Origin of the sequence: Pseudomonas sichuanensis, from assembly GCF_024749065.1 — a bacterium.
Lineage (GTDB): Bacteria > Pseudomonadota > Gammaproteobacteria > Pseudomonadales > Pseudomonadaceae > Aquipseudomonas > Aquipseudomonas sichuanensis.
Map to the genome: position 1 here is coordinate 2,499,012 of NZ_CP087185.1, position 24,712 is coordinate 2,523,723.

General features: G+C 63.9%; 23 protein-coding genes. 11 read left to right on the top strand and 12 right to left on the bottom strand.

The window, feature by feature from the left end:
• Positions 1 to 288: 288 nt before the first annotated feature.
• From LOY51_RS11455 to arfB, 4 genes are all read left to right on the top strand, one after another.
• Positions 289 to 702 (top strand): hypothetical protein, encoded by a 414-nt coding sequence (locus LOY51_RS11455; RefSeq protein WP_258646240.1) that lies wholly within the window; start codon positions 289 to 291, stop codon positions 700 to 702.
• A gap of 65 nt (positions 703 to 767) precedes the next feature.
• Positions 768 to 1,070, top strand: coding sequence for an Imm53 family immunity protein (locus tag LOY51_RS11460; RefSeq protein WP_258646243.1), 303 nt, complete (start codon positions 768 to 770; stop codon positions 1,068 to 1,070).
• A 267-nt stretch (positions 1,071 to 1,337) separates the two neighbouring features.
• Positions 1,338 to 2,510 carry an MFS transporter gene (locus LOY51_RS11465; RefSeq protein WP_258646245.1) on the top strand — a complete coding sequence of 391 codons (1,173 nt, stop codon included), beginning with the start codon at positions 1,338 to 1,340 and terminating at the stop codon, positions 2,508 to 2,510.
• Positions 2,511 to 2,672: 162 nt separating this feature from the next.
• Positions 2,673 to 3,086: an alternative ribosome rescue aminoacyl-tRNA hydrolase ArfB gene (gene arfB / locus LOY51_RS11470; protein WP_258646247.1), complete on the top strand. Its 414-nt coding sequence runs from the start codon at positions 2,673 to 2,675 to the stop codon at positions 3,084 to 3,086.
• 81 nt (positions 3,087 to 3,167) lie between these two features.
• On the opposite strand, the gene LOY51_RS11475 is transcribed toward arfB, so the two are convergent.
• From LOY51_RS11475 to ppnN, 3 genes are all read right to left on the bottom strand, one after another.
• Positions 3,168 to 4,559 (bottom strand): sensor histidine kinase, encoded by a 1,392-nt coding sequence (locus LOY51_RS11475; protein ID WP_258646248.1) that lies wholly within the window; start codon positions 4,557 to 4,559, stop codon positions 3,168 to 3,170.
• Positions 4,537 to 5,217 carry a response regulator transcription factor gene (locus LOY51_RS11480; protein ID WP_110994605.1) on the bottom strand — a complete coding sequence of 227 codons (681 nt, stop codon included), beginning with the start codon at positions 5,215 to 5,217 and terminating at the stop codon, positions 4,537 to 4,539. The genes LOY51_RS11475 and LOY51_RS11480 overlap by 23 nt, the downstream gene beginning before the upstream one ends.
• A gap of 133 nt (positions 5,218 to 5,350) precedes the next feature.
• The gene (gene ppnN, locus LOY51_RS11485; protein WP_125463733.1) at positions 5,351 to 6,724 is read right to left on the bottom strand and encodes a nucleotide 5'-monophosphate nucleosidase PpnN; all 1,374 of its coding nucleotides are present in this window, start codon (positions 6,722 to 6,724) and stop codon (positions 5,351 to 5,353) included.
• A gap of 289 nt (positions 6,725 to 7,013) precedes the next feature.
• Here ppnN and LOY51_RS11490 point away from each other — a divergent pair, with 289 nt between their 5' ends.
• Positions 7,014 to 7,760 carry an SDR family oxidoreductase gene (locus LOY51_RS11490; RefSeq protein ID WP_258646252.1) on the top strand — a complete coding sequence of 249 codons (747 nt, stop codon included), beginning with the start codon at positions 7,014 to 7,016 and terminating at the stop codon, positions 7,758 to 7,760.
• A gap of 1 nt (position 7,761) precedes the next feature.
• Here LOY51_RS11490 and LOY51_RS11495 read toward each other — a convergent pair whose 3' ends face one another.
• The 4 genes from LOY51_RS11495 to LOY51_RS11510 form a co-directional block, all read right to left on the bottom strand.
• Positions 7,762 to 9,825, bottom strand: coding sequence for a PAS domain-containing protein (locus tag LOY51_RS11495; RefSeq protein WP_258646254.1), 2,064 nt, complete (start codon positions 9,823 to 9,825; stop codon positions 7,762 to 7,764).
• A gap of 54 nt (positions 9,826 to 9,879) precedes the next feature.
• A complete protein-coding gene (mapR, locus tag LOY51_RS11500) occupies positions 9,880 to 11,289 on the bottom strand; it encodes a GntR family transcriptional regulator MpaR (protein WP_258646256.1) in 1,410 nt (469 codons plus the stop codon).
• A 39-nt stretch (positions 11,290 to 11,328) separates the two neighbouring features.
• Complete coding sequence (ccoG, locus tag LOY51_RS11505; RefSeq protein ID WP_258646257.1) at positions 11,329 to 12,738, bottom strand: cytochrome c oxidase accessory protein CcoG; 1,410 nt, start codon at positions 12,736 to 12,738, stop codon at positions 11,329 to 11,331.
• Positions 12,739 to 12,858: 120 nt separating this feature from the next.
• Positions 12,859 to 13,098, bottom strand: coding sequence for a DUF3203 family protein (locus tag LOY51_RS11510; protein WP_125858344.1), 240 nt, complete (start codon positions 13,096 to 13,098; stop codon positions 12,859 to 12,861).
• 205 nt (positions 13,099 to 13,303) lie between these two features.
• On the opposite strand from LOY51_RS11510, the gene LOY51_RS11515 reads away from it, so the two are divergent.
• Positions 13,304 to 13,819, top strand: coding sequence for an MgtC/SapB family protein (locus tag LOY51_RS11515; RefSeq protein WP_125858345.1), 516 nt, complete (start codon positions 13,304 to 13,306; stop codon positions 13,817 to 13,819).
• 551 nt (positions 13,820 to 14,370) lie between these two features.
• On the opposite strand, the gene LOY51_RS11520 is transcribed toward LOY51_RS11515, so the two are convergent.
• The 3 genes from LOY51_RS11520 to LOY51_RS11530 form a co-directional block, all read right to left on the bottom strand.
• Positions 14,371 to 15,270 carry a hydroxymethylglutaryl-CoA lyase gene (locus LOY51_RS11520; protein WP_125858346.1) on the bottom strand — a complete coding sequence of 300 codons (900 nt, stop codon included), beginning with the start codon at positions 15,268 to 15,270 and terminating at the stop codon, positions 14,371 to 14,373.
• Between the two features lie 20 nt (positions 15,271 to 15,290).
• Positions 15,291 to 15,692, bottom strand: a complete 402-nt coding sequence (locus LOY51_RS11525; RefSeq protein WP_110994597.1) for a MerR family transcriptional regulator — start codon at positions 15,690 to 15,692, stop codon at positions 15,291 to 15,293.
• Positions 15,693 to 15,805: 113 nt separating this feature from the next.
• Positions 15,806 to 16,759: an endonuclease gene (locus tag LOY51_RS11530; RefSeq protein WP_125858347.1), complete on the bottom strand. Its 954-nt coding sequence runs from the start codon at positions 16,757 to 16,759 to the stop codon at positions 15,806 to 15,808.
• 337 nt (positions 16,760 to 17,096) lie between these two features.
• Between LOY51_RS11530 and LOY51_RS11535 the strand changes: the two genes are divergently transcribed.
• Both LOY51_RS11535 and LOY51_RS11540 read left to right on the top strand, forming a co-directional pair.
• Entirely contained in the window at positions 17,097 to 17,651 is a 555-nt protein-coding gene (locus LOY51_RS11535) for a hypothetical protein (RefSeq protein ID WP_125858348.1), read from the top strand.
• 210 nt (positions 17,652 to 17,861) lie between these two features.
• Positions 17,862 to 19,634: a coiled-coil domain-containing protein gene (locus LOY51_RS11540; RefSeq protein WP_125858349.1), complete on the top strand. Its 1,773-nt coding sequence runs from the start codon at positions 17,862 to 17,864 to the stop codon at positions 19,632 to 19,634.
• A 128-nt stretch (positions 19,635 to 19,762) separates the two neighbouring features.
• Here the strand turns inward: LOY51_RS11540 and mrdA are convergent, their stop codons facing one another.
• Positions 19,763 to 21,652 carry a penicillin-binding protein 2 gene (gene mrdA, locus LOY51_RS11545; protein ID WP_125858350.1) on the bottom strand — a complete coding sequence of 630 codons (1,890 nt, stop codon included), beginning with the start codon at positions 21,650 to 21,652 and terminating at the stop codon, positions 19,763 to 19,765.
• Positions 21,653 to 23,007: 1,355 nt separating this feature from the next.
• On the opposite strand from mrdA, the gene LOY51_RS11550 reads away from it, so the two are divergent.
• From LOY51_RS11550 to LOY51_RS11560, 3 genes are read left to right on the top strand one after another with little or no spacing between them, the layout of a single operon-like run.
• Positions 23,008 to 23,568, top strand: coding sequence for a chalcone isomerase family protein (locus tag LOY51_RS11550; RefSeq protein ID WP_258646262.1), 561 nt, complete (start codon positions 23,008 to 23,010; stop codon positions 23,566 to 23,568).
• Positions 23,569 to 23,570: 2 nt separating this feature from the next.
• Entirely contained in the window at positions 23,571 to 24,107 is a 537-nt protein-coding gene (locus tag LOY51_RS11555; RefSeq protein WP_125463742.1) for a DUF3833 domain-containing protein, read from the top strand.
• Positions 24,104 to 24,274, top strand: a complete 171-nt coding sequence (locus LOY51_RS11560) for a DUF2256 domain-containing protein (protein ID WP_125858352.1) — start codon at positions 24,104 to 24,106, stop codon at positions 24,272 to 24,274. Before LOY51_RS11555 ends, LOY51_RS11560 begins: the two co-directional genes overlap by 4 nt.
• Here the strand turns inward: LOY51_RS11560 and LOY51_RS11565 are convergent.
• Positions 24,224 to 24,712 (bottom strand): DUF2878 family protein, encoded by a 489-nt coding sequence (locus tag LOY51_RS11565; RefSeq protein ID WP_258646264.1) that lies wholly within the window; start codon positions 24,710 to 24,712, stop codon positions 24,224 to 24,226. The two genes, LOY51_RS11560 and LOY51_RS11565, sit on opposite strands and share 51 nt — an antisense overlap.

Here is a 24,712-nt window from a genome sequence, read left to right on the forward strand (position 1 = left end):
AATGGCTTTATTTTTTTAATGGCCTCATGTAGAGAAAATAAATCCCCCCCCCTAGCCCGATGTAGATGCACCACACACGCAGTTGGGTAGGAGAGATGGACGCAGAGGTGCTTATAATCAGGCCCGTGAATGGGGATATGAGAACGGAAACCTTGTTCCCATCCGTGACATTGATTTTACTGATCATGGCCGTCCTCAAAACCACCCGTGCCCACATCAGCATAACTGGCTCCCGAACCCGACAGGGGGAACACGGCAGCACGGCCCCGCAATCCCTATGGAGATGCCATGATGCAAATGCTCTCATTTCCTATGTATAGTCCGAGTGGCTCGAAGATCTCACTTGAAGATGTGCTAGGGTTCATTCCTGATAATTCATGGAGTTGGTATATATTCGATTTTTACGGGATGGGTTGCCCTCCATCAGGAAGCTCAATGGACTCGTTTGAAGAGAACATCCGATCTTCGAATAATGGCATTTCCATGACATGGCCTGAGCTGAGGATTTTTGCACGTTCATTGGAGCAGACAATAGACCTGCAACTGATTGCAGCAAAAGCTGGAGCAATCCTCTGTCGCGAAGAAATAGAAGCTAAAAATCTCAGTAATGTCGAAATATTTATCGAGGCGGCCGATAGCTCTGAGTGGTCAATCTGGGCGCGTGACACCACAATATGTCATCGCATCCGAGGTGTGGTTTAAAGACTGATGCTGCCGGCAAGTTTCGGCTGCTGCAGAGAACTCTCATGGCGGCAAGGATTTTGCGGTTGAAAAACCTGATCGAAAAACTACAAAGCTGGTACAGCAGTCAATGCAATGATGTTTGGGAACATTCATTCGGCATTGAGATCTCCAACATTGACAACCCAGGCTGGAAAATCAAAATCACTGGCGCAAATAGCAAAAGCAACCTAAATATCAATATTGAAAGAAGCGACACGGACTGGATAGTAATCAACGCAGACGACACAGCATTTCAAGCATATGGCGGCTCACTAAATCTACAAGAGCTTCTGGAAACGGCTGCTAAATGGCTGAGTGACCCTGCTTATCAGGACGCGCGACCCTAGCCACTTAGCTTCGTCCCGGTCGCCCTGACATTGTGCAAAAGCCCGATCCGGCTGCACAAGGTGCCGGACTGGAGTCAGCGCGAGTACGACTTCGAGCAGTATCCGTTGTGGCTACCGAGGTGAAGCCAAGGCCGTTCGAAGCGATTGCCCGGCGGTGGGGCAAATACATTTAGAATACGTTGCCAGCGCCAGCCCCACCGCGGTGCAATACCACTCCCGTACCCCGCGATGGGCGCCAAACATCACTGTTTCAACACAGGCAACACCGTGAATTCCACCGTCAAATCCCCCTCCAACCTCGCCATCGTCTGGCTCGGTGTACTGCAAATCCTGGTCTGGGGAGGCTCGTTCTTCCTGATGGCGGTGATGGCCGCACCGATCAGCCGCGATACCGGCTGGCCCAGCCAGTGGGTGTACGGCGCGCTGTCGCTGAGCCTGCTGGTCTCGGCGCTGTTGGCGCCGCTGTCCAGCCGCCTGATCGCCCGTTACGGCGGGCGCCCACAGTTGGCTGCCAGCGGCGCGGTGGTGGCGCTGGGGCTGCTGCTGATGGCCGCCAGTCACAGCCTGGCGTGGTTTCTGCTCGCCTGGGCGGTGATCGGCGTGGGCATGGCCATGGGTTTGTACGAGGCGCTGTTCGCCACCCTTGGGGCGCTGTATGCCGAGGGCGCGGGCCGTGCGATCACCGGGGTGACGCTGATCGCAGGCTTTGCCTCGACGTTGTCCTGGCCCACCGTGGCGCTGATGATCGAACAGCTAGGCTGGCGCCAGGCCTGTGTGCTGTATGCCGTGGTGCTGTTGCTGGTGGTGGCGCCGCTGTACTGGAAAGTGCTGCCGCCCGGTGGCCAGTTGGTTGAGCGCAAGGCTCAGGCCGGTGAGGCGGGCGAGGGCATCGACCGGCGCTTGTACCTGCTGCTGACGACGATCTTCGCCATCGGCGCGATCATCATGACGGCGATTGCCGTGCAGTTGGTTTCGGTGCTCCAGGGCATGGGGCATTCGCTGGCAGCAGCCATCGGCCTGGCGGCGATGCTCGGGCCGAGCCAGGTGGCGTCACGGCTGCTGCAGATCCTGATTGGCCGGCGGCACCCTGTGTGGACCGCGCTGGCGTGGACCGGCCTGGTACTGGTGGGGTTGCTGCTGGTGACGCTGGCCCCGGCGGCGACGGCGATTGGCCTGTTGGTCTTCGGCTGTGGCAATGGCCTGCGCGCCATCGTGCGGGGGTTGTTGCCGTTGGCCATGCTGCCGCCTGCGCAATATGTGCTGCTGATGGGGCGCATGTCGCGGCCGGCGCTGATTGGCCAGGCGTTGACGCCGTTGGTGGGTGGGTATCTGTTCGAGCACCTGGGGGCGTATGGGGTGCTGTACAGTCTGATCGCCCTGGCGCTGGTGAACCTGTTGCTGGTAGGGCAGGTGTTTCGGTGGGTGCGGCGGGCTGCTTGATGGGCGAAGTGCCTGACGAGTTTGCCGATCACGCCCCGAGTCGCAGAATTGGCAATGGCGGAGCAGGGCGTTTCGATCAGTGTGGTTGAGGTCAGACGTTTTTTGTCCTGTGGGCGAGGGGCGAAGGCTGTGATAATGGGGGGCAATCACTAGGGCCATGCCATGCTGACCATCTCCAATAACGTGCATCTACCAGATGCCGACATCGAACTGACGTACATCCGCGCGCAAGGCGCAGGTGGGCAGAATGTCAACAAGGTGTCCAGCGCCGTGCACCTGCGCTTCGACATTCCCGCCTCGTCGCTGCCCGAGTTTTACAAGGAACGGCTGCTGGCGCTGCGTGACAGCCGCATCACCGGCGACGGCGTGTTGATCATCAAGGCCCAACAGTACCGCACCCAGGAGCAGAACCGCGCTGACGCACTGACGCGCCTTGCCGAGTTGATCATCGCTGCCGGCAAGACCGAGAAGAAGCGCCGTCCCACCAAGCCGACCCTCGGCTCGAAGACCCGCCGCCTCGACGGAAAAGCCAGGCGCAGCACTGTCAAGGCGGGTCGGGGCAAGGTGGAGTTCTAGGCTCTCCAGGGAATCCCGAGAGCCTGAATCCGATCCCGACCCGGTCTGAAGTCAAAAGTCAGGTCACGCTGAGCGCCGGCTCTATTTCGCAGCCCCCACCAATGGGCAATGCAGCACCAACCTGGCACCGCCCAAGGGACTGGCATCCACCTGCAACCCAAACCCATGCAGATCGACGATCGCCGCGACAATCGACAGCCCCAGGCCGAAGCCCGCGTGGCGGTGGCCTTCCTCGCTGCGGTAGAAGCGTTTGAGCACAGCCTCGCGCTCATCCGCAGGGATGCCGGGGCCACTGTCCTCGACGGCGATATGCACACCCTGTTCATCCTGGCTCGCAGCAATGCGCACCGCGCCGCTTTCAGGGGTGAACTTGATGGCATTGCCCACCAGATTGGCCAGGGCCTCGAACAGCAATTCGCGGTCGCCATGCAGCGCGGCCAGCTGCGCGGGTTGCTCAAGGCTCAGGCGAATGCCGCCGTCTTCGGCCAGCGGTAGATAGAAATCGTGCAGCTCCACCAGCAGCGCGTGCGGGTCGAGCTGGACGAAGCCGGCGCGGCGCTGGCGGTCTTCCAGTTCGCTGATGCGCAGCAAGCCGCGAAAGCGCGCCATCAGGGTGTCGGTCTCACCGATCGCCTGGTCCAGCGCTTCCCCCTCGGGCGAGCCGGCGCCGCTCTGCTGGCGGATGCGATAGAGCTGGGCGCGCAGGCGCGTCAGCGGGGTGCGCAAATCGTGGGCGATGTTGTCGCACACGCCTTTCACTTCATGCATCAAGCGCTCGATGCGATCGAGCATGGCGTTGACGATGGCGGCCAGCATGTCCAGCTCGTCGCGGCGGGCTGACAGGGGCAGGCGGTGGGTCAGGTCGCCGGCCACGATCAGGTCGGCCTGGGCCTGGATCGCGCGGATACGCTTGAGCGGGCGGCGGCGCAGCAGGTACCAGCCGGCAAAGCCCGGGATCAGGGTCAGCGAGATGCCCCACAGCAGCGCATGCAGGATGATCCGGGTGACCACGAACAGCGAGCCGTTGTCGCGCACCAGCACCAGCCAGCGGCTGTCCTGCACGCGGATCGCCACGGCGTCGCAGCTGTCGCGCGGCAGGTGTGGGTCATCGGCGTCGAGGCAGCGCTTGAGCTCATGGATCTTGCCGTCCAGGCCCAGTTCCGGCGGGATGCTGCGGATGCGCCCACCAATCGGGTTGAGTTGCGGGTCGAACAGGCCGTAGGCGTCGAAGCTGCGTTCCTCGAAGGCCTGGCTTGCGATCAGCGCGTCGTCCAGCTGCTTGCCGCTCATGTGGGCGAACAAGTGCTGGCGCTGCATCATCGAGTGGCGGGTGAGTTTGTTCAGGTAGCTGGAGACCTCGAAGTACAGCACCCCCATGAGGATGCTGCTCCAGGCCACGAAGAGGAAGCTGTACAGCGCCAGCAGGCGGCTGGTCGACGAGCTCCAGCCCTTAGACGGGTTCGGCAATGGCATAGCCGGAACCCCGCACGGTACGGATCAGCGGGGTCTGGCCGGGGGAGTCGATCTTCTTGCGCAAGCGGCCGATGTGCACGTCGATCAGGTTGGTGCCCGGGTCGAAGTGGTAACCCCAGACTTCCTCGAAGATCATCATCCGGGTGATCACCTGGCCGGCGTGGCGCATCAGGTATTCCAGCAGCTTGTATTCGGTGGGCAGCAGGTTCAGCGCCTGCTCGCCGCGGCGCGCTTCATGGCTGATCAGGTCCAGCTCCAGGTCGGCCACCGTCAGGCGGGTCTGGGTCATGGGCGTGCTGTTGCGGCGCAGCAGCACTTCGACCCGGGCGGCCATCTCGTCGGAGGCGAAGGGTTTGGTCAGGTAGTCGTCGCCGCCGGCACGCAGGCCGCGCACCCGTTCGTCGACATCGGACAGGGCACTGATCATCAGGATCGGGGTGGCGATCTTCAGGTTGCGCAGGGTGGTGACGATGGTCAGGCCGTCCACCTCCGGCAGCATGCGGTCCAGGGTGATCAGGTCGTAGCCGCCGGCAATGGCTTTGGCCAGGCCCTCGCGGCCATTGTCGGCCCAGTCCACGTCAAGGCCGTGGCTGGAGAGTTCGGCGACGATTTCCTGGCCGGTGACGGCGTCGTCTTCAATGGTCAGTACGCGTGGCATGCGGGTTCCTGGGCGCAAAGGGGATGACTGATTGTGCCAAAGAATAGACAAACGGCGATTTAAGAAAAATTCATCTGCGCCAGGGAACCTGGCCTGAATGCAGTCGGGGCCGCTTGCGCGGCCCCGGGGTTGTTCAGCTCACCACCTGGTAGCACGGCACATAGGCCGCGCCGCCCGGCAGTTTCATCCGGTGCTGGTCGACGAACGCCTGCAGCAGGCGGCCCAGCGGGTCGAGGATCGCCGCGTCGCCGCGGATCTGGTACGGCCCGTGTTCTTCGATCAGGCGGATGCCTTTGTCCTTGACGTTGCCGGCGACGATGCCGGAGAAGGCCCGGCGCAGGTTGGCGGCCAGTTCATGGGGCGGCAGGTCGCGGCGCAGGGCCAGGTTGGCCATGTTTTCATGGGTGGGGTCGAACGGGTGCTGGAAGCCTTCGGCGATCTTCAGCAGCCAGTTGAAGTGGAACGCATCGTTGCGCTCGCGGCGGAACTGCTTGACCGCCTTGAGCCCTTCGACCATCTGCCGGGCCACCTCGGCCGGGTCGTCGATGATGATCTGGTAGTGGCGTTGCGCGGCTTCGCCAAGGGTGGCGCCGACGAAGGCGTGCAGTTGCAACAGGAACGCCTCGGCGCTGCGCGGCCCGGTGAGGATGACCGGGAAGGGCAGCTCGTGGTTGTCCGGGTGCATGAGGATGCCGAGCAGGTAGAGGAATTCCTCGGCGGTGCCGGCGCCGCCGGGGAAGATGATGATGCCGTGGCCGACGCGGACGAAGGCTTCGAGACGCTTCTCGATGTCCGGCAGGATCACCAGCTCGTTGACGATCGGGTTGGGCGCCTCGGCGGCGATGATGCCCGGTTCGGTCAGGCCCAGGTAACGGCTGCCGTGCATGCGCTGCTTGGCGTGGGCGATGGTGGCGCCCTTCATCGGGCCTTTCATCACGCCCGGGCCGCAGCCGGTGCAGACGTCCAGCTTGCGCAGGCCCAACTCGTGGCCGACCTTCTTGGTGTACTGGTATTCCTCGCTGCTGATCGAGTGGCCGCCCCAGCACACGACCATTTTCGGCTCGACGCCCGGGCGCAGGGTGCGCGCGTTGCGCAGCAGGTGGAAGACGTAGTCGGTGAGGCCTTGCGAGCTCTCCAGGTCGATGCGCTGGCTGGCCAGCTCGCTTTCGGTGTAGACGATGTCGCGCAGGGCGCTGAACAGCATTTCGCGGGTGCTGGCGATCATCTCGCCATCGACGAAGGCATCGGCCGGGGCGTTGAGCAGCTCGAGGCGCACGCCGCGGTCCTGTTGATGAATGCGCACCTCGAAGTCCTTGTAGGCTTCGAGAATGGTCTTGGCATTGTCGACATGGGCGCCGGTATTGAGGATTGCCAGGGCGCACTGGCGGAACAGGGTGTAGAGACTGCCGGTACCGACTTCGCTCAGTTGCTGGACTTCACGTTGCGACAGGGTCTCCAGGCTGCCTTTGGGGCTGACGGAGGCGTTGATGACATTGCGTTGGGGCATCTAAGTCGTTCCTGTGCGGGTAAAACATCCTTCTTGGACAACACCATACAAGCAAATGTGCAGGGTAACGAGGGGGCCTTTGAAAAAGCTGGCCTGGTGAATGGGCATTGGGTGCATGGCGGGAGTTTTGTGCTGCCCTTAAGATCGAGCGCCGCCCGCGCGGCACTCGATCTTAAGGGCGCTGCAAATTCATCGCCATGCACCTGGCCGCCCCTACGCCATCACCATTGCTCCGCTCAACGCTTTTCCCCTAATCTCGTAGGCCTTTTCCAGTCATCCGGACCGATTCATGGACAAGGTCATCGTCATCACCGGCGCCAGCCGGGGCATCGGCGCCGCCACCGCATTGCTGGCGGCGCAGCAGGGTTACCGTATCTGCATCAACTACCACGCCGACGACCAGGCCGCCGAAGCGGTGCTGGCGCAGGTTCGCGAGCTTGGCGCCAGCGCCATTGCGGTGCGCGCCGATGCCAGTGTCGAGGACGAAGTGGCGCAGCTGTTCCTGCGCGTCGACCATGAACTCGGCCCGGTCACTGCACTGGTCAATAACGCCGGCACCATCGGCCAGCAGAGCCGGGTCGAGGGCATGTCCGAGTTCCGCCTGCTCAAGATCATGAAAACCAACGTGGTCGGGCCGATGCTGTGCGCCAAGCACGCGCTGCTGCGCATGTCGCGCCGTCACGGCGGGCAGGGCGGGGCTATCGTCAATGTATCGTCGGTGGCCGCGCGCCTGGGGTCGCCCAACGAATACGTCGATTACGCCGCGTCCAAGGGCGCGCTGGACACCTTCACGGTCGGCCTGGCCAAGGAGGTGGCCGGCGAGGGTGTGCGGGTCAACGGCGTGCGCCCCGGTTACATCCACACCGGTTTCCACGCCCTGAGCGGTGACCCGGACCGGGTCGCCAAGCTCGAGCCCGGCCTGCCGATGGGGCGAGGTGGCCGCCCAGAGGAAGTCGCCGAGGCGATCCTGTGGCTGCTGTCGGACAAGGCGTCCTACTCCACCGGCAGCTTCATCGACCTGGGCGGTGGGCGCTGAGTCAGCCGAGTGCGAGCAGTTCGGCCACTTTGTCGGCGATGTCGCCCAGTTCGAACGGTTTGAGCAGCACCGCCGTACGCGGCGGCAGCACGCCGTCGCTGTGCGCCGCGCTTTCGTCGTAACCGGTGATGAACAATACCGGCAGATCCGCATGCCGGGCTCGACACGCCTCGGCCACCTGCCGGCCATTGAGGCTTCCGGGCAGGCCGATGTCGCTGATCAGCAAGTTCGGCAAGAGCCCACGCGCCATGGCCTCGAGGGCTTGCGCGCCGTTCTCCACGCTGTGCACCCGATGGCCGAACTCTTCGAGCACTTCGCCTATCACCAGGCGCAAGGCGGCCTGGTCCTCGACCAGCAGGATCTGCGCACCCTGGTGGTGAGCCCTGTCGTCGGGCCTCGCTGGCTGCTGGCTCGCCACGGGTGCTTCGAAATGCCGCGGCAGGAGGAGTTCGACCTGCGTGCCCGCCCCCGGTTGCGAGTGGATCAGCAACTGGCCACCAGACTGGCGCACGAAACCGTAAGCCATGGACAACCCGAGCCCGGAGCCCTGGCCCAGTGGTTTGGTGGTGAAGAACGGGTCGATGGCGCGCTCCGCCACCTCCGGGAGCATGCCGCGGCCGTTGTCGCGCACGCTCAGGCACAGGTAATCGCCGGCGGGGAGGTCGAGCAGGGCGGCACGGTCCTCGTCGAGTAGCTGGTTGGCACAGTGGATGTCGATCAGGCCGCCGGCGGGCAAGGCGTCGCGGGCGTTGATGCACAGGTTGAGCAGCGCGCTTTCCAGCTGTGGCGGGTCGATGAAGGTGGGCCACAGGTCATCGGTACAGTGGACGCTGAGCTGGATGGCCGGGCCGACGCTGCGGCGGATCAGTTCTTCCATCGTCTGCACCAGGGCACCCACCGCAGTCGCCTGGGGCAACAGGGTCTGGCGTCGCGAGAACGCCAGCAGGCGATGGACCAGCGCCGCGGCGCTGCGGGCCGAATTGCTGGCGGTGTCGAGCAGGTCGGGGATTTCATCCGGGCGCGATTGTTCCAGGCGCTGGCGCACCAGCTCCTGGGCGCCGAGGATGCCGCCCAGCAGGTTGTTGAAGTCGTGGGCGATACCGCCGGTGAGCTGGCCCACCGCTTCCATTTTCTGTGCCTGGCGCAGGGCCTCCTCGGCCTTGAGCAGTCGCTGCTGTTCGGATACCCGCTCAGTGACGTTGTAGGCGAACAGGTGGGCACCGATGATGCTGCCCGAGGGGGCGTGGATTGGGCTGAAGTGCAGCTCGAAATAGCTTGTCTTCGCGCCCTCGGGAAAGGCGGTGGTTTGCACGTAGGTTTCCCCGGCCAGGGCGCGTTGCCAAAGGCGCAGGTTTTCGGCCAGGCTATCGGGGTGCTCGCGCATCAAGTCCGCCAGGCTGTCACCTACCTTCGGCGTGCTGCCGAACAGGCGGTGAAAGTCCCGCTGGGCCTGCTGGTTGATGGCTAGCCAGCGCAGGTCGGTATCAAGTACATGCACGTTGGCCACGCTGCGCTCGACCAGTTCGGCGAACAGCCCGCGCTCGGCCAGGGCCGCGCTGACACGTTGTTCGAGATGTTCATTGAGCTGCTGCAAGGCATCCTCGGCGCGGCGGCGCTCGGTCACGTCCTTGAACAGCACTGCCACCTGACGTTTCTCGGCGGGTTCGATGCGGAATGTGGTCACCGACAGCACATGCCCGGTGGCCACCAGTTCCTGCTCGAACTGCAAGGGTTGGCCGGTGCGCAGCACCTCGCCGTAGCGGGCGACCCAGCCATCGGCTTCGTCCGGCACCATTTCGCGCAGCTTCTGCCCGACCACGTTGGGGATGCCGGCGTGGCGGGCGTAGGCGGCGTTGGCGAGGACATGCACGTAGTCGCTGAGCGGGCCGTGCGGGCCATCGAAGAATTCGATGACGCAAAAGCCTTCGTCCATGGTGTCGAACAGGAAGCGGTACAAATCGTCATCGGCGTGCGCCTGCTGCTCAAGGCGCGCCTCGAGTTCGGCGTTGCGTTGGCGCAGCGCCTGCAGCTCTTGCAGCAGGGCGGGCAGGTTGCGGTCGGGCATGCAGGTGTCCAGCGTCGGGCTTGGCGCCACTGTAGCCTGACGGCCCGCGCGCCGCTAGAACGAGCGCACGATGCGCCCGAGGGTCTCCATGGCCTGCTCGGCGCCGTCGCCCCAGGGGCTGCCGTAATTGAGGCGGATGCAGTTACCAAAGCGCCGGGTCGGCGAGAAGATCGGCCCCGGGGCGATGCTGATGCCTTGCGCCAGCGCCATGTGGAACAGCTTGAGCGCGTCCATCTGCTCGGGCAGTTCCAGCCACAGGAAGTAGCCGCCACAGGGGTGGCTGACCTGGGTCTGCGCCGGGAAGTGCCGGGCGATGGCCGCCAGCATGTTGACCTGCTGGCCTTCCAGGGCGTAACGCAACTTGCGCAGGTGGCGGTCGTAGCCGCCGTGTTGCAGGTAATCGGCGATCGCCGCCTGGGCCGGCATCGAGGCGCACAGCGAGGTCATCAGCTTGAGCCGCTCGATCTTCTGCGCGAAGCGCCCGGCGGCCACCCAGCCGATGCGGTAGCCCGGCGCCAGGCTCTTGGCGAACGAGCCGCAGTGCATCACCAGGCCCTCGGTGTCGAAGGCCTTGGCCGGTTTGGGCGCCTGCTGCGCGTAGTACAGCTCGGCGTAGACGTCGTCTTCGATCAGCGGCACCTGGTGGCGGCGCAGCAGTTCGACCAGCTCCTGCTTCTTCGCCTCGGGCATGCTCGCGCCCACCGGGTTCTGGAAGTTGGTCATGCACCACACGGCTTTCACCGGGTGCTTGTCCAGGGTTTGCGCAAGCACCGCCAGATCCATGCCTTCGCGCGGGTGTACCGGGATTTCCACGGCCTTGAGCTTGAGGCGTTCGAGCACCTGCAGGCAGGCATAGAAAGCCGGTGCCTCGATGGCCACCAGATCACCCGGCTGGGTCACGGCCTGCAGGCACAGGTTGAGTGCCTCCAGCGCGCCATTGGTGATCAGCAGCTCTTCCATCGGCAGCATCAGCCCGCCGACCATGTAGCGCAGGGCGATCTGCCGGCGCAGTTGCGGGTTGCCCGGCGACAGGTCGGTGACCACCATGCGCGGGTCCATGGCTCGGCTGGCGCTGGCCAGGGAGCGGGACAGGCGTTGCAGGGGGAACAGCGCGGGGCTGGGGAAGGCCGAGCCGAACGGCACGGTGTGCGGGTCCTTGATTGAGTCGAGGATCGAGAACACCAGGCCACTGACGTCCACATCGGTGGACTCGGTGGCCTGCGCCTGCACCTGTGGTTCATTGAACGGGCGCGGGGCGTGGGCATTGACGAAGTAGCCCGAGCGCGGTCGGGCGCGGATCAGGCCGCGGCGTTCCAGCAGGTAGTAGGCCTGGAACACCGTGGACGGGCTGACCCCGTGGGTCTGGCTGGCATAGCGTACCGAGGGCACCCGCTGGCCGGGGCCAAGCACCCCGGTGCGGATCAGTTCGGCAATGTCGTCGGCGAAGCGTTCATAGCGTTTCATGGTGTTCTGCACGGGCAAGGTCATGGGCAGTGTAAGGGATCAGCGGTTCATCGGCGCGACGAAGCGGCTGTGGGCGATGCTGCGCACCCCAGGCTGGTCGCTGTCCTGGAGCTCGAAGGTCAGCTCCTGCGAGCTGCTGCTCGGGCGGTCGGCCAGTAGTGCCACCGACACGGGCAGCTCGCTCATCTCGCCGGCGGCGATGCTGAACTCGGTGCGCCCGTGCAACTCGAAACCGTCGGCGTCGACCAGGCGCAGGCGATAGTGCTGCGGCTCGCTGGTCTTGTTGATGATCTTGAGCAGGTAAATGTTCTCGATCTGGCCCTGGGCGTTCTCGCGGAACAGGCCGCGGTCCTTGATCACGTCCATCGACACCATGGGGCGCAGTTGCAGGGCCACGACCAGCGCGCCGATCATCACCACCAGCGCCGCGGCGTAGCCCAGCAGGCGCGGGCGCAGCCATTGGGTGGTGCCGCCTTGCAGGTTGTGCTCGGACTTGTAGCCGATCAGGCCGCGGGCATAGCCCATCTTGTCCATTACCCCGTCACAGGCGTCGATACACGCCGCGCAGCCGATGCAGCCCATCTGCAGGCCGTCGCGGATATCGATGCCGGTGGGGCAGACCTGCACGCACAGGGTGCAGTCGATGCAGTCGCCCAGGCCCTGCTCGCCGGGGATGTTGCCTTTCTTGCGCGGGCCACGGGCTTCACCGCGGCTGGGGTCGTAGGCCACCGCCAGGGTGTCCTTGTCGAACATCACACCCTGGAAGCGCGCATAGGGGCACATGTGCATGCACACCGCCTCGCGCAGCCAGCCGGCATTTATGTAAGTGGCGCCAGTGAAGAACAGCACCCAGAACAGCGCGACGCCGCCCAGTTCCAGGCTGAACAGTTCGGCGGCCAGCGGGCGGATCGGGGTGAAGTAGCCGACGAAGGTCAGCCCGGTGAGCAGGCCGATGGCCAGCCACAATGTGTGCTTCAGGCTGCGTCGGGCGAGCTTGTTGATACCCCAGGGCGCGGCGGCCAGCTTGATGCGCTGGTTGCGGTCGCCTTCACAGACTTTTTCGCACCACATGTACAGCCAGGTCCAGGTGCTCTGCGGGCAGCTGTAGCCACACCACACACGGCCGGCGAACACGGTGATGGCGAACAGGCCGAAGGCGCAGATGATCAGCAGCGCCGAGAGCAGGATGAAATCCTGCGGCCAGAACGTCGCGCCAAAGATGTGGAACTTGCTGTCGGCCAGGTCCCACAACACCGCTTGGCGGTCGTCCCACTGCAGCCAGGCGGTGCCGAAGAACAGCAGGAACAGCGCGCCGGCGAAGGTAATCCGCAGGTTGCGGTAGAAGCCGCTGAAGCTGCGGGTGTGGATGCCGCCGTCCGGCTGGCTTTTGCTCTTGTTGACGGCGGCGGGGGCAATCTCGATGACTCGGAAGGGGATTCTGTCACTCATGGTTCATCGCTCATCAGGCCTCGATCAGGCCTGGGCACTATGGCCCTCGATCTGTTTGCAGCACAGACTCACATAGCGCGATAAAAACCGTATCAGATTCTCTTCCGAAGCCCCGAGGCCCTAGATTACCGAGCCTGGGACGCTGGCCTTCAGATGCCTGCGGCTATCCACCGCACCTGCGACGGTGAGTGCGTCGGCCTCGGCTTCGGTGATGGGCACGCGTTCGCCGGCCAGGATGGCCACCGACATGCGCAGCTGTGCGTCGGTGACGATCTCGATCTCGGGGCCGGTGCCTTCCAGGCGGATGTGGTCGCCGATCAGGGTGCAGTGGCGGGTGGTTTCGTCGACTTCGATGGGCATGGCGGGGTCCTCCTGGGGCGGTTACAGGGTGTGACCACAGGCCGGGCGTGGATGCTGCAACTTTATGCTCGGTGGCACTCCTGGGGGAGGGTGCGGTCAGCTTCAGTAAGGGCCTCATCGCGGGGCAAGGCCGCCCTACAGCGCTCGCGCAATACATGTGGGAGCGGGCTTGCCCCGCGATGAGGCAAGTGCAGGAGTACATCCGATGGAAACGATCCTCTCGACCATTCAGTCTGAATTCGCCGACATCACAGACGAACAGGAGATCACCCGCATCCTCGTACGCCTGCTGATGGCGGCGCTGCTGGGCGCGGTGCTGGGCTTCGAACGCGAAAGCAAAGGCAAGGCGGCCGGGGTGCGCACGCATATGCTGGTATCCCTGGGGGCGGCGCTGTTCGTGCTGGCCCCGAGCATGGCCGGGGCCGACGAACAGGCGCTGAGCCGGGTGATCCAGGGCATTGTCGCGGGCATCGGCTTTCTCGGTGCAGGCACCATCCTCAAGGGCCACGGCCAGGACACCAGCCATGTGAAGGGCCTGACCACCGCCGCCGGGCTGTGGATGACCGCTGCCATCGGCACGGCCGCAGGCATGGGGCGCGAGGCCACGGCGTTGCTCAGCACGGTGCTGGCGCTGTTGGTGCTGGGCACGATGCCGCTGCTGGTGGACAAGGTGGAGGGCGGGAGCGAGGAGAATAGCGAGGAGGAGGGCAGGAAGCACTGAGGGGAGCCGAAGCTCCCCTCATAAGCGTTGTTGCCTGCTCTTTTTTTATTATTGGAGACTGGCCTGTTGTTGTTTTTGTCGGCTTTTGTCTCGGTACTGCGGGGCCCCTACCCGGGGCCAAGAGCAAACGTATTTTTTTGAGCGCTGACCTGCGTTCATGCAACGTGTGTGATCCAACCGTGACTGTCGCTACCTTCAGGTAGTTTTATTGTTCTGTGTCAGGCTGCGGGGCTTTTCTGCGAAAGCTTCCCTGGAAAGCACGTCGACTCCAAAAAAATCTGCTTGCTACGCTTCTGCCGTGTTGTTCTTGTTATGTCAGAACCGTTTCATGTTGTTTTTATTAGATGTCGCTTTTTTTTGTTCTTGTTGTGCCAGAGATATAGCAGGTGCCGTGCCAACTTTTTAAATCCCTTTAAAATCAATGATTTAAGGATTTTCGAAAAAACCTGGCACCTGAAATTTTGTCGATTTGTTTCCCTGTTACCCGATTTTTTGCTGCCAGAGGTGTGGGCGGTAACACTCCACCCACACTTATGTGACACCGGTGTGACTCAGCCCGCGCTGCGTGCCCGTGCCACCCGCGAACCGGTAGCGCGGCCCAGTACCTCACTGATACGCAGGCCTGCGGCGATCAGGCGGTCGAGGTCTATGCCGGTTTCAATGCCCAGGCCCTGCAGCAGGTACAGCACGTCTTCGGTGGCAACGTTGCCAGTGGCGCCCTTGGCGTAGGGGCAGCCACCCAGGCCTGCGACCGAGCTGTCGAATACCGCGATGCCTTCGAGCAGGCTGGCATACACGTTGGCCAACGCTTGGCCGTAGGTGTCGTGGAAGTGCCCGGCCAATTGCTCGCGTGGCACATCCTTGCCCACTACCTCGAACAACCTGCGGGTGTCGCCCGCCGTACCGGTGCCGATGGTGTCGCCCAGCGATACTTCATAGCAGCCCATCTGGTGCAAGGCGCGGGCCACTGGGGCAACCTGCTCGGCCTGCACGAAACCTTCGTACGGGCAGCCCAGCACGCACGAGACATAGCCGCGCACCCGCACGCCATGGCTGCGCGCTGCGTCCATGATCGGCTCGAAGCGCTTGAGGCTGTCGCTGATCGAGCAGTTGATATTGCGCTGGGAGAAGGCCTCGGACGCCGCCGCAAACACCGCCACCTCCTTCACCCCCGCCGCCAGGGCATCCTCGAAACCACGCAGGTTGGGCGCCAGCGCAGCGTAGGTCACGCCGGCACGTTGCTGGATACCGGCGAACACCTCGGCGGAGCCGGCCATCTGCGGCACCCACTTGGGCGAGACGAAGCTGCCCACCTCGATGTAGGCGAGGCCAGCGTCGGTAAGGTCGTCCACCAGCCGCACCTTGTCGGCGACACTGATAGGCTGGGCTTCGTTCTGCAGGCCGTCGCGGGGGCCGACTTCGACCAGGCGGACGTTCTTGGGCAATGACATGGCGGGCTTCCTGTGGCAGGTCAACGGTTGTGGGGCTGCTGGTTCAAGGTGGCGGCCAGGGCCTGCTCGCAGCGTTCCTGGGCGGTGTCCAGCTCCAGGTGCATCTGCTGGATGTCGAGCATCTGCTGCTCCAGCTGGGCACGGCGTTCGGCGATCTTGCCGAGCATGCTGTTGAGCTGTTTGAGGTTGCCGCCCGTGGGGTCGTACAGCTCGATCAGCTCGCGGCACTCGGCCAGCGAGAAGCCGATGCGCTTGCCGCGCAGGATCAGCTTGAGGGTGACCTTGTCGCGGGCCGAGTAGATGCGCTCCAGGCCGCGGCGCTCGGGGCTGAGCAGGCCCTGCTCCTCGTAGAAGCGGATGGCGCGGGTGGTGATGTCCAGCTCGCGGGACAGGTCGGAGATGCTGTAGGTCTGGCTGGTCATGCTGATGCTCGGGGGGTGGGATCAGCGTTAACCTAAAGTGAGCTTGACGTAAACGTCAAGCTGAAACCGCTGCAGGCTCCCGGCGGTCGATGTGCCGGGAGCCCGCGCAGGTGCTACTTGCAGTTACCGGCTTTGCGGTAGCCGGCCGCCTGCGCCGCGGCTTCGGAGTCGAATGCCACCTGGTTCTTCGCCGCCACCTGGGCATAACCCGGGCAGCCGCTGGCCAGGTGGTAGACCTGGCTGTTGCGGTTGCCCAGCACGACACCGTGCGGCGCCGTGTTGGCCGGGCTGGGCTTGGCAGGTTGCGCGGCGGCGGTCACCACCGGGGCGGCACCCGCTGGTTTGTAACCCGGCGTCCAGCTGCGCTCACCGGTCACGAACGGATTGGAATGCCCCATCACCGCCGCGATGCGACGGTCGCGTTCCTTCTCCCAGGGGGTAACCGGGTACTGCTTGTCCCACGCCATCAGCAACTGCTGTTGTTGGCGCGACATGCTCAGCTGGTAGCGATCGAACATGTAGAAGGTGGTGCGCGCCACCAGGCCTTTGACTTCGTTGCGCGGTTCGGCGGCTTTCTGCTGGAAGTCGATTTTCGTCGTGCACTGGCCGTACTGCGGGGCAACGCCTGCGGCCATGCCGTAGTTGAAGTTGCTGCGGTCACCGTTCACTTCGCCCACGGCCGGGTAGAGGTTGAACAGGTCGGCTTCCATGGCGCGAAACACCGGGTCCTTGTCGACGCAGGCTTCGCGGCCGCCGTTCTGCCAGCACTGGCGCTGGTGGCCGAAGGTCCAGGCCGGGACGATGTGTTCCCACTCGGTGCGTTCGGCGCGGCTCTGCTGCTTGCGGGTTTCATAACCGCAGGAGGCCGGGTCGACGCGCCCGCCCGACTTGCCGACCCAGGTCCATTTGCAGCCACAGTACAGGTCGCCCTGGGCGCTGTTGGCCTGGTCGAGGTAGATCTTCTGCTTGGCGATGACCTTGGCTTCGGTGAAGGTCGCCGGCGGGGTGGCGAAGGCGTGGGGGATGAGGGCGAGGCACAGGGATGCTGCGTACAACAGTCTTTTCATGAAGGGGTAAATCGCAGTCGGAAAAAGCCGCGATTATACGCACGATTTCTTACCTGTTCGGCTGCTGTTGAAAGGTTGTCCGTGGCAGATGTTTGCGTCTGAAGCGTCCTGCATACCTTGTGAAAGCCCTTGCAGGGCAAGGGTTCCAGCTTGTTGCAGTTTGCGCATGGCAGGTGCAATGCACCCCCTTTATCGGAGATTCGCCATGAACAGCACCAAGCACCCTTTCCTTGTGTCCCGCGCTCTTCCCCTGTTGCTCTGGGCTGGGCTGGCATCGACCAGTGCCCTGGCCGGGGCTGTCCCGCTCACATCATCGGAGCACGCGCTGCAACAACGCATGTCCCTGTGCCAGGACCGCCTGGGCAGTTTGGAGCAACTGTTGATCGAGCGTATCGCCTGGGTGGAACGCGCCTTTGGCGATGAATTGCGTCGGCGCCCGCAACTGGAGCAACTGGCACGCGAGGCACTGCGCGAGTTGGAAGACGCCAAGGCACGCTATGGCTACCCGCCCACCAGGCCTGAACATCGCCTGTACTTCCAGGGTCTGGAAAACGCGCACAGCACCGTTCAAGGCAGCCTCGCGATCGCCCGTCGCGCCGAGCAAGGCATCGAGATCATCAAACCTTTCCTGAGCACCACGCGCACGCGTAAACAGGCCAACTTCATCTTGCTCGACGACTTCGATTACGCGCTTGAGGCGTGTGCCCACCGGACAGGTGATCAGGCCACTTGCCATGCCCAGGCGCTGCAACCTTTGCGCAAGCCCTTGCGCGATGCCTTGGGCGCCAGCCACCGGCTGCTCTACGACGCCTGGCCGCCGTTGCGCGCAGAAGACGTGCGTTACCCCAGCGATTGGGAAAATGACTGCATCCCTTTACCTGGTTCTGACTGATCGATTAGCCGTGTCCCACTTTGCGAGCAGGCCACTACCTACCCGTGATGGGGTTATTTCCTGCTTAAGCGGGCATGGGCAAAGCGCGCACATTGGTTCTGCCTGGCTTTGCTGGCGCCGCCATGAATGGTGGCTAAGGCCAGGCATGCCTGCCACGCACTGCGCCATCGTCGCAGCGGCCGTTACCAACCTACTGAAAGGATGTATTACATGTCTGAAATCGTCTCTTTTACCAATCGAAATGTCCTGCTGGAGAGTCAGATAACCGAGCAGGTACAGAGCATCGTCAGTGCTCAGCCACTGCAACTGCCCGGCGCTGAATCGCCGCTGGTGGCCAGTTTCAAGAAGAAGATCGAAGGCAATTACCAGATCGATCGCGCCAAGACCGACACCGACCATGCCATCGAGCTGCTGTACATCGCCTACAACACCACGCCCCAGGCCCAGGGCGCGATCCGGGTACGGATCGCCAATATCATGAATCGGCTGATCCAGGCCCAGCAGCAGAGCGAACGCAGCATCAAGGGCGCTGTGCGGGTCGCCAGGAGCCTCGGCACCCGGTTGCGCACGGTGCTGCCGGACTGGCTGGATGTGAAAGAAGACAACGATGCCGAAGAAATCCGCCAGTATGTCGGTGGTGAGTTGCTGGAAATGGCCCGGCACATTGCCCAGGCTGCGGCGGGGGTTCGCGGTAACCTGGCGACCATCGTCGATACCTATGAGCAGATCCTGCGTGATATCGAAGCGGTCATGGCCAGCAGCGAGATCGCCCTGAGCGAGACCCTCGAAGCCAATCGCAAGATCAAGCAGGAGATCCTCGAGGCCACGGCCCGGCGTGACGAACTGGACAGCTTGGTCATGGCGCTGCAGGAGCAGGTCAACCGTTTCGACAAGTTGGCGCGTGAGTACGGGCAGCAAGCCAAGGGCGCGGAACAGAAGGCGTTCTGGGCGTCGCTGATCAGCGGCGTCACCCAGGTCCTGTCGGCCGTGCTCCCGATCGCGGCCATGGGGGCTACCGGTGGCAGCTCGGCGCTGCTGGGCGCGGCCAGTGTCGGAGCGCTCGCCAACCAGTACAGCGCTAATGCCGACCCGACCAAGCTGGTGGAGAAGGCCAACCTGGAAACCAAGCGAGTCGCCCAGGGCAAGGTCGTTACCGATCTGCAGCGCACCCTTGCCGAGCTCGAGGCGCAGCGCGAAGCGGCCGCCAGTGAGCTGGCGGTTGAGGAACTGGACAAGCGCCTGGAGCGCGTGCGTGGCGAGTTGCGCGAGGCGCAAGCGTTGCTCGGTGGCACCGAGCAGCAGTTGGGCGCACTACTGCGCGAACTGGCAAATGCCGCGAGTGACGTGGGGGGGCAGCTTAGAGATCAAGCATTGTCGTTGCGCCAGTTGGAGCGGCAGATGCTCGACAACGTCGAGCGCTACGAAGGCGTCAAGCGCGAGCAGGCGGCGGAATTGGTGCGCATTACCGTGCTGCTCGACGGCGCGCGCAGTGAGCAGAGCAGCATCGAACTGGCGGTCAAGTCGCTGAACCTCAGCGTGGCGGCGCTCAAGCGCAGCAAGGAGATCGTCGAGGAAATCGCCTTCTTCTTCAAATCGTTCACCGATTTCATGCAGTTGATCATCGACGAGGCGTTGGAGCGGGTGGAGGACTACGAGCGTGCGGGCAGCAGTGAATCGCTGCGACGTAATCGCCTGGCGCAGCTGGTGCTGGCCACCGATCAGTTCTTCGTTACCCAGGCCGCGGAGTGGCTGGCGGTGAGTGCGGTTTCGGAGGATTTCGTGCAGGTGTTCAACGATGGCTGGAGCAAGCTGAACAAACTGTCGGGCACCTATATCACCGGCGATGCGCTGGAGGCTTACCTGGTGCAGGCGTCGCACCAGCTCAAAGTGATCGTCGAGGAGCGCGAGGCTGCCAGCGCCCAGCGCATCGCGTCGTTGCGCAGCTACCGCGCCGAGCTTGAGAGCCGCGCTGCTCAAGGCTGATTGCCTGGCTGTTATTCGCCATCATCGCGCCAGTGCCCTGTCTCGGCAAAACGTTTTCTTTTGGCGGTGGCTTGGCTGTCAAACCAAGCCACCGCCAGAAGCGAGCAGCTTGCTCCTGAGGCAGGACGCTAAGTGTGCGGTATGGCAGGTGTGCCATTGCCGGCATATTGCCCTTTCAGATGCCCCTGCTCATCCAGCAGATAGGCATCCATCACCTCGCGCACCACCGGCCCCGCCACCCGTCCACCGGCCTCGCCGTTCTCGATCATCACTGCCACCACCACGGCCGGGTGGTCGGCCGGGGCGAAGCCGACGAACAGGGCATTGTCGCGGTGGCGTTCCAGGGTCTTGTTACGGTTGTAGCGCTCGCCCTGCTTGATCGCCACCACCTGCGCGGTGCCGCTCTTGCCGGCGATGCGGTACTGGGCCCCGGCGGCGGCGGCGCGGGCGATGCCGCGGGCATCGTGCATGACCATTTGCATGCCCTGGTTGACTTGGTCCCAGGCGCGCTTGTCGTGCAGCACGATGTCCGGCATAGGGTTGGGGTCGATGGGGGCCTGGCCGCCGACGGTCATCGCCAGGTGCGGGCGGTGCCAGGCGCCCTTGCTGGCCAGCAGGCTGGTGGCCTGGGCCAGTTGCAGCGGGGTGACCTGCATGTAGCCCTGGCCGATGCCAAGGATCAGCGTTTCGCCGGGGAACCAGGCCTGGCGGCGGGTGGCGCGTTTCCAGGCTTGCGACGGCATCAGCCCGGGGGCTTCCTCGAACATGTCCAGCGAGACCTTCTGGCCCAGGCCGAATTCGGCCATGTAGTCATGCAGCCGGTCGATGCCCAGCTTGTGCGCCAGGTCGTAGAAGTAGGTGTCGTTGGAGCGCATGATCGCGGTGTACATGTCTACCCAGCCATCGCCGCTGTGGTTCCAGTTGCGGTACTTGTGGTCGTAGTTGGGCAGTTCGTAGTAACCGGGGTCGAACACCCGGCTACCGGGGGTGATCACGCCGCTGTCGAGGCCGGCAATGGCCACTTCCGGCTTGACCGTCGAGCCTGGGGCATACAGGCCGCGCAGCACGCGGTTGAACAATGGCCGGTCGATCGAGTCGCGCAGTGCCGAGTACTGCCTGGAGCTGATGCCCTTGACGAACAGGTTGGGGTCGAAGCTGGGGTTACTGACCATCGCCAGCACGTCGCCGTTGGCCGGGTCCAGCACCACCACTGCGCCACGTCGGTCACCCAGGGCCTTTTCCGCGGCCTGCTGCAGGTGGGCGTCCAGGCTCAGCACGATGGACTTGCCCGGCACCGGGTCGTGGTGGCGCAGCACGCGCATCACCCGGCCCTGGGCGTTGGTCTCGACCTCTTCGTAACCCACCTGGCCGTGCAGTTCATGTTCGTAGAAGCGCTCGACGCCGGTCTTGCCGATCGACTGGGTGCCCCGGTATTCGGTGCTGTCGAGGGACTTGGCTTCTTTCTCGTTGATGCGCCCGACATAGCCCACCGAATGGGCGAAGTGCTCGGCCAGTGGGTATTCGCGGATGAACTGCGGCTCCACCTCCAGCCCCGGCAGGCGGAACTGGTTGACGGCGATCAGGGCAATCTGTTCCTCGCTCAGGCCAACCATCAGCGTGACCGGCTCGAAGGGCTTGCGGCCACGGCGCAGGTCCTTGTCGAACTGGTGGCGCTCGTCCTCGCCGAGGTTGAGAACCTGCGCCAGGGCGTCGAGCACCTTGGCCGAATCACCGGCCCGCTCGCGGGTCATGGTCAGGTTGAAGCTGGGCTTGTTGTCGGCCAGGACCACGCCATTGCGGTCATAGATCAGCCCGCGCTCGGGCGGGATCGGCAGCACGTGCACGCGGTTGTTTTCCGACACTGCGGTCTGCTGGTCATGCTGCACCACCTGCAGCACATAGAGCCGGCCCACCAGCACCGCCACCAGGCTGAACACCAGCAGGGCACAGGCCAGCAACCGGCGGTTGACCAGGTGCTTTTCTGTTTCGTGGTCCTTGAGGGGGATGGGTTGTGGCATGGGCAGTGGCGGGTCGGTCAGGGCGATGCGTGCGGGGCGGCGATGCTACGCGGGCGTGCGGCGGGGCTCAAGGTGGGGGCTGGCGTGCAGCGCCGGGGAGGGGCGTGGAGCCCTGCTGGCAGGGGCGCACAGCGAAGATGAAGATTCGTTCATGTCTTGGGCTGGGATGTTTGGGGGCGCGATGCATGCGGTTAGGCTGCCTGGGACAGCGGGGCTTCAAGCACCTCGCCGCGGGTTGTTGGGCTTCGCGTTGTGGATCGCGTGGGGGCAATGGGCTTGAGTTGCTATTGCGTAATGTTGTTGCTAGTTGCTAGTTGCTAGTTGCTAGTTGTTTGGGGTGAGTGGGTTTGTGTAGTTGTATGTGCATTCATTTGTGATGTCGACGCGAAGTCACCTTTCCGCCCTTACGGCGGGTTACTTTTTTTCTTGGAAAAAAGTAACCAAAAACCGCTCGCTCCATTCATACGGCCCTCCGCTGCGCTGCGGGTCCCTTCGCTCCGGCGTCTTCCGGGCCCGCGCGGCCTCCGACTTGCTGCGCAAGTCTACATCTCGCGCCTTCGGCTGCGCCGAAGGGTGCTGCGCACCAGGGCCCTCCAGACGCCTACGCTCAGCCTCCTGAAGTCGCGAAGTTAGGGGCGGCGCCTGGGCTGGCGTTAGCTGTCGCTAGTTGGAATGGTTGGGAGCTCAGGATTGCAATGCACTGCACTTGTAGGAGCGGCCTTGTGCCGCGAAAGGGCCGCAAAGCGGCCCCAGCGTTACCACATAGATTGCCGGGGCCGCTGCGCAGCCCTTTCGCGGCACAAGGCCGCTCCTACAGTGAACGTGCAAGTTCAATGGGTTCGAACAAACAACACATAAACAACAGCCAAATATAGATAGCCGTATTACTGCTCTTGCTCTTGCTCTTGCTCTTGCTCTTGCTTCTAAGCGCGCAATAGTCCAGGCAACACAAATTGCGACTTCAGGAGGCCGAGTGGAGGTGACTGGAGGGCCCTGGTGCGCAGCACCCTTCGGCGTAGCCGAAGGTGCGAGATGTAGACTTGCGCAGCAAGTCGTAGGCCGCGCGGGCCCGGAAGGCACCGGAGCGAGGGGACCCCGGAGCGCAGCGCAGGGGCCGTATGATGGGAGCGAACGGCTTTGGTTACTTTGGCCAAGACCAAAGTAACCCGCCGTAAGGGCGGAAAGGTGACTAAAAGTCGACATCACCGCTGAATGCGCATACATCTACCAAAACCAAAACACTAAGCCCCAAACCCCACCCTAAAAAATCTATACAAAATCAAGATTTCAGCCACCAATATCTGTACAAGAAAATATACTTGTACAGTATTCGCATACGCCCGGGTGTTCGCTAAATGGCCCACAACCCCGCAAGGCAAACGCTGATTACCCTGGCCATCCTCCTGGCCATGGCTATGGCCCTATCCCAGCCCGCCTGCGCAGACTGGCGCACCACCCTGCCACAGGCCCACCTGACCGGCAGCGGCGACTTCAGCTGGTTCGGCCTGCGCCTGTACAGCGCCCGCCTGTTCAGTGCCGGTTCGCCGCAAAGCTGGGATGAACCCTTCGCCCTCGAACTGCGCTACCACCGGGCACTGTCCCGCGACACCCTGGTCGACGCCAGCCTCACCGAAATGCGCCGTCTGGCCGCGCAGCCGCCCAGCCCGCAAACCCTCGAGCGCTGGGCAAACAACATGCGCGCCGCGTTCGTCGACGTGCGCCCGGGCATGCGCATCACCGGGCTGTACCTGCCCGGGCAGGGCTGCCGCTTCTATGTCGATGGCCAACTGCGCGCCGAGGTCGCCGACCCGGCCTTCGCCCAGGCGTTCTTCGCCATCTGGCTGGACCCGAGAGCCCGAGACCCACAGTTGCGCCAACGCCTGCTCGGGCTGGCCAAAGAAGATCGCGGAGGCTGACCATGCGTAACCTCGTACTTGTGCTCGCCTGCCTGCTGCTCGGCAGTTGCGGCAATGTCGGCGTCGAACACTATCGCGGGCAGCAACCGGGCCTGGACCTGGTGGCGTTCTTTGCCACCCCGGTAGAAGCCTGGGGCATGTTCCAGAAACGCAACGGCGAAGTGGTCAAGCGCTTCCACGTGCGCATCGACAGCCGCCGTGAAGGCGAGCGGCTGATCCTCGACGAGCACTTTGTCTACAGCGACGGCACCCGCCAGCAGCGCACCTGGACGCTCACCCCGGACGGCCCCGGCCGCTGGCGGGGGCGGGCAGGGGACGTGATCGGCGAGGCCCGTGGCGAGGTAGCGGGCAATGCGCTGCGCTGGCAGTACCGCCTGGATCTGCCGGTGGATGGCAGCCACTGGCAGGTGGACCTCGACGACTGGATGTACCTGATGGATGAAGACACCCTGATCAACCGCTCGAGCATGCGCAAGTTCGGCGTGGAGATCGGCCAGATCACCTTGTTTTTCCGGCGTTTGCCCCAGGCCGGCGGATGAACAAAAGCCTGTTGCCGAGCAAAGTCTGCGTGGCCTGTGGCCGGCCGTTCAGCTGGCGCAAGCGCTGGGCGCGTTGTTGGCAGCAGGTGCGCTACTGCTCCGAGCGCTGCCGTCGCTCAGCGCCACGCGGCCAGGCGCAAGGCCAGCGGCAAGGCCAGCGCCCATAACGGCGCCAGCAGCAGGGCCGTGGCGAGTGAGCCCAGCGGCAGCCCCACGCCCGCAAGCTGCGCACCGGCCAGATAGGCCAGCGGACCGCCCAGCAAACCCAGCAGCACCCCGCGCCAGGCCGGTCTCGCGGCCCAGGCCAGGCTGTGGCGCAAGCCGCTGGCCAGCACCAGCCACAGCAAGGCCAGCCAGCCGGGTAGCGGCCATTGCGCAAAGCTGAAGACCCCCAGTGCGCCCAGCAGGCTGTCGAGCAGGCAACCGGCAAGCGTCACGCGCAACAGAGCCCGTGCCTCGCCCACGCGGTCGCGGCAATAGCGCAGGTGCAGCGCCAGCCCGGCAGCCACCAGCAGCAACAGCCAGGGCCGTGTTGCGCCGAGCACGCAGGCCCACCAGCCAGCCTGCAGCCACAGCGCATTGGCCAGCAGCCAGGCGCGCGGCAT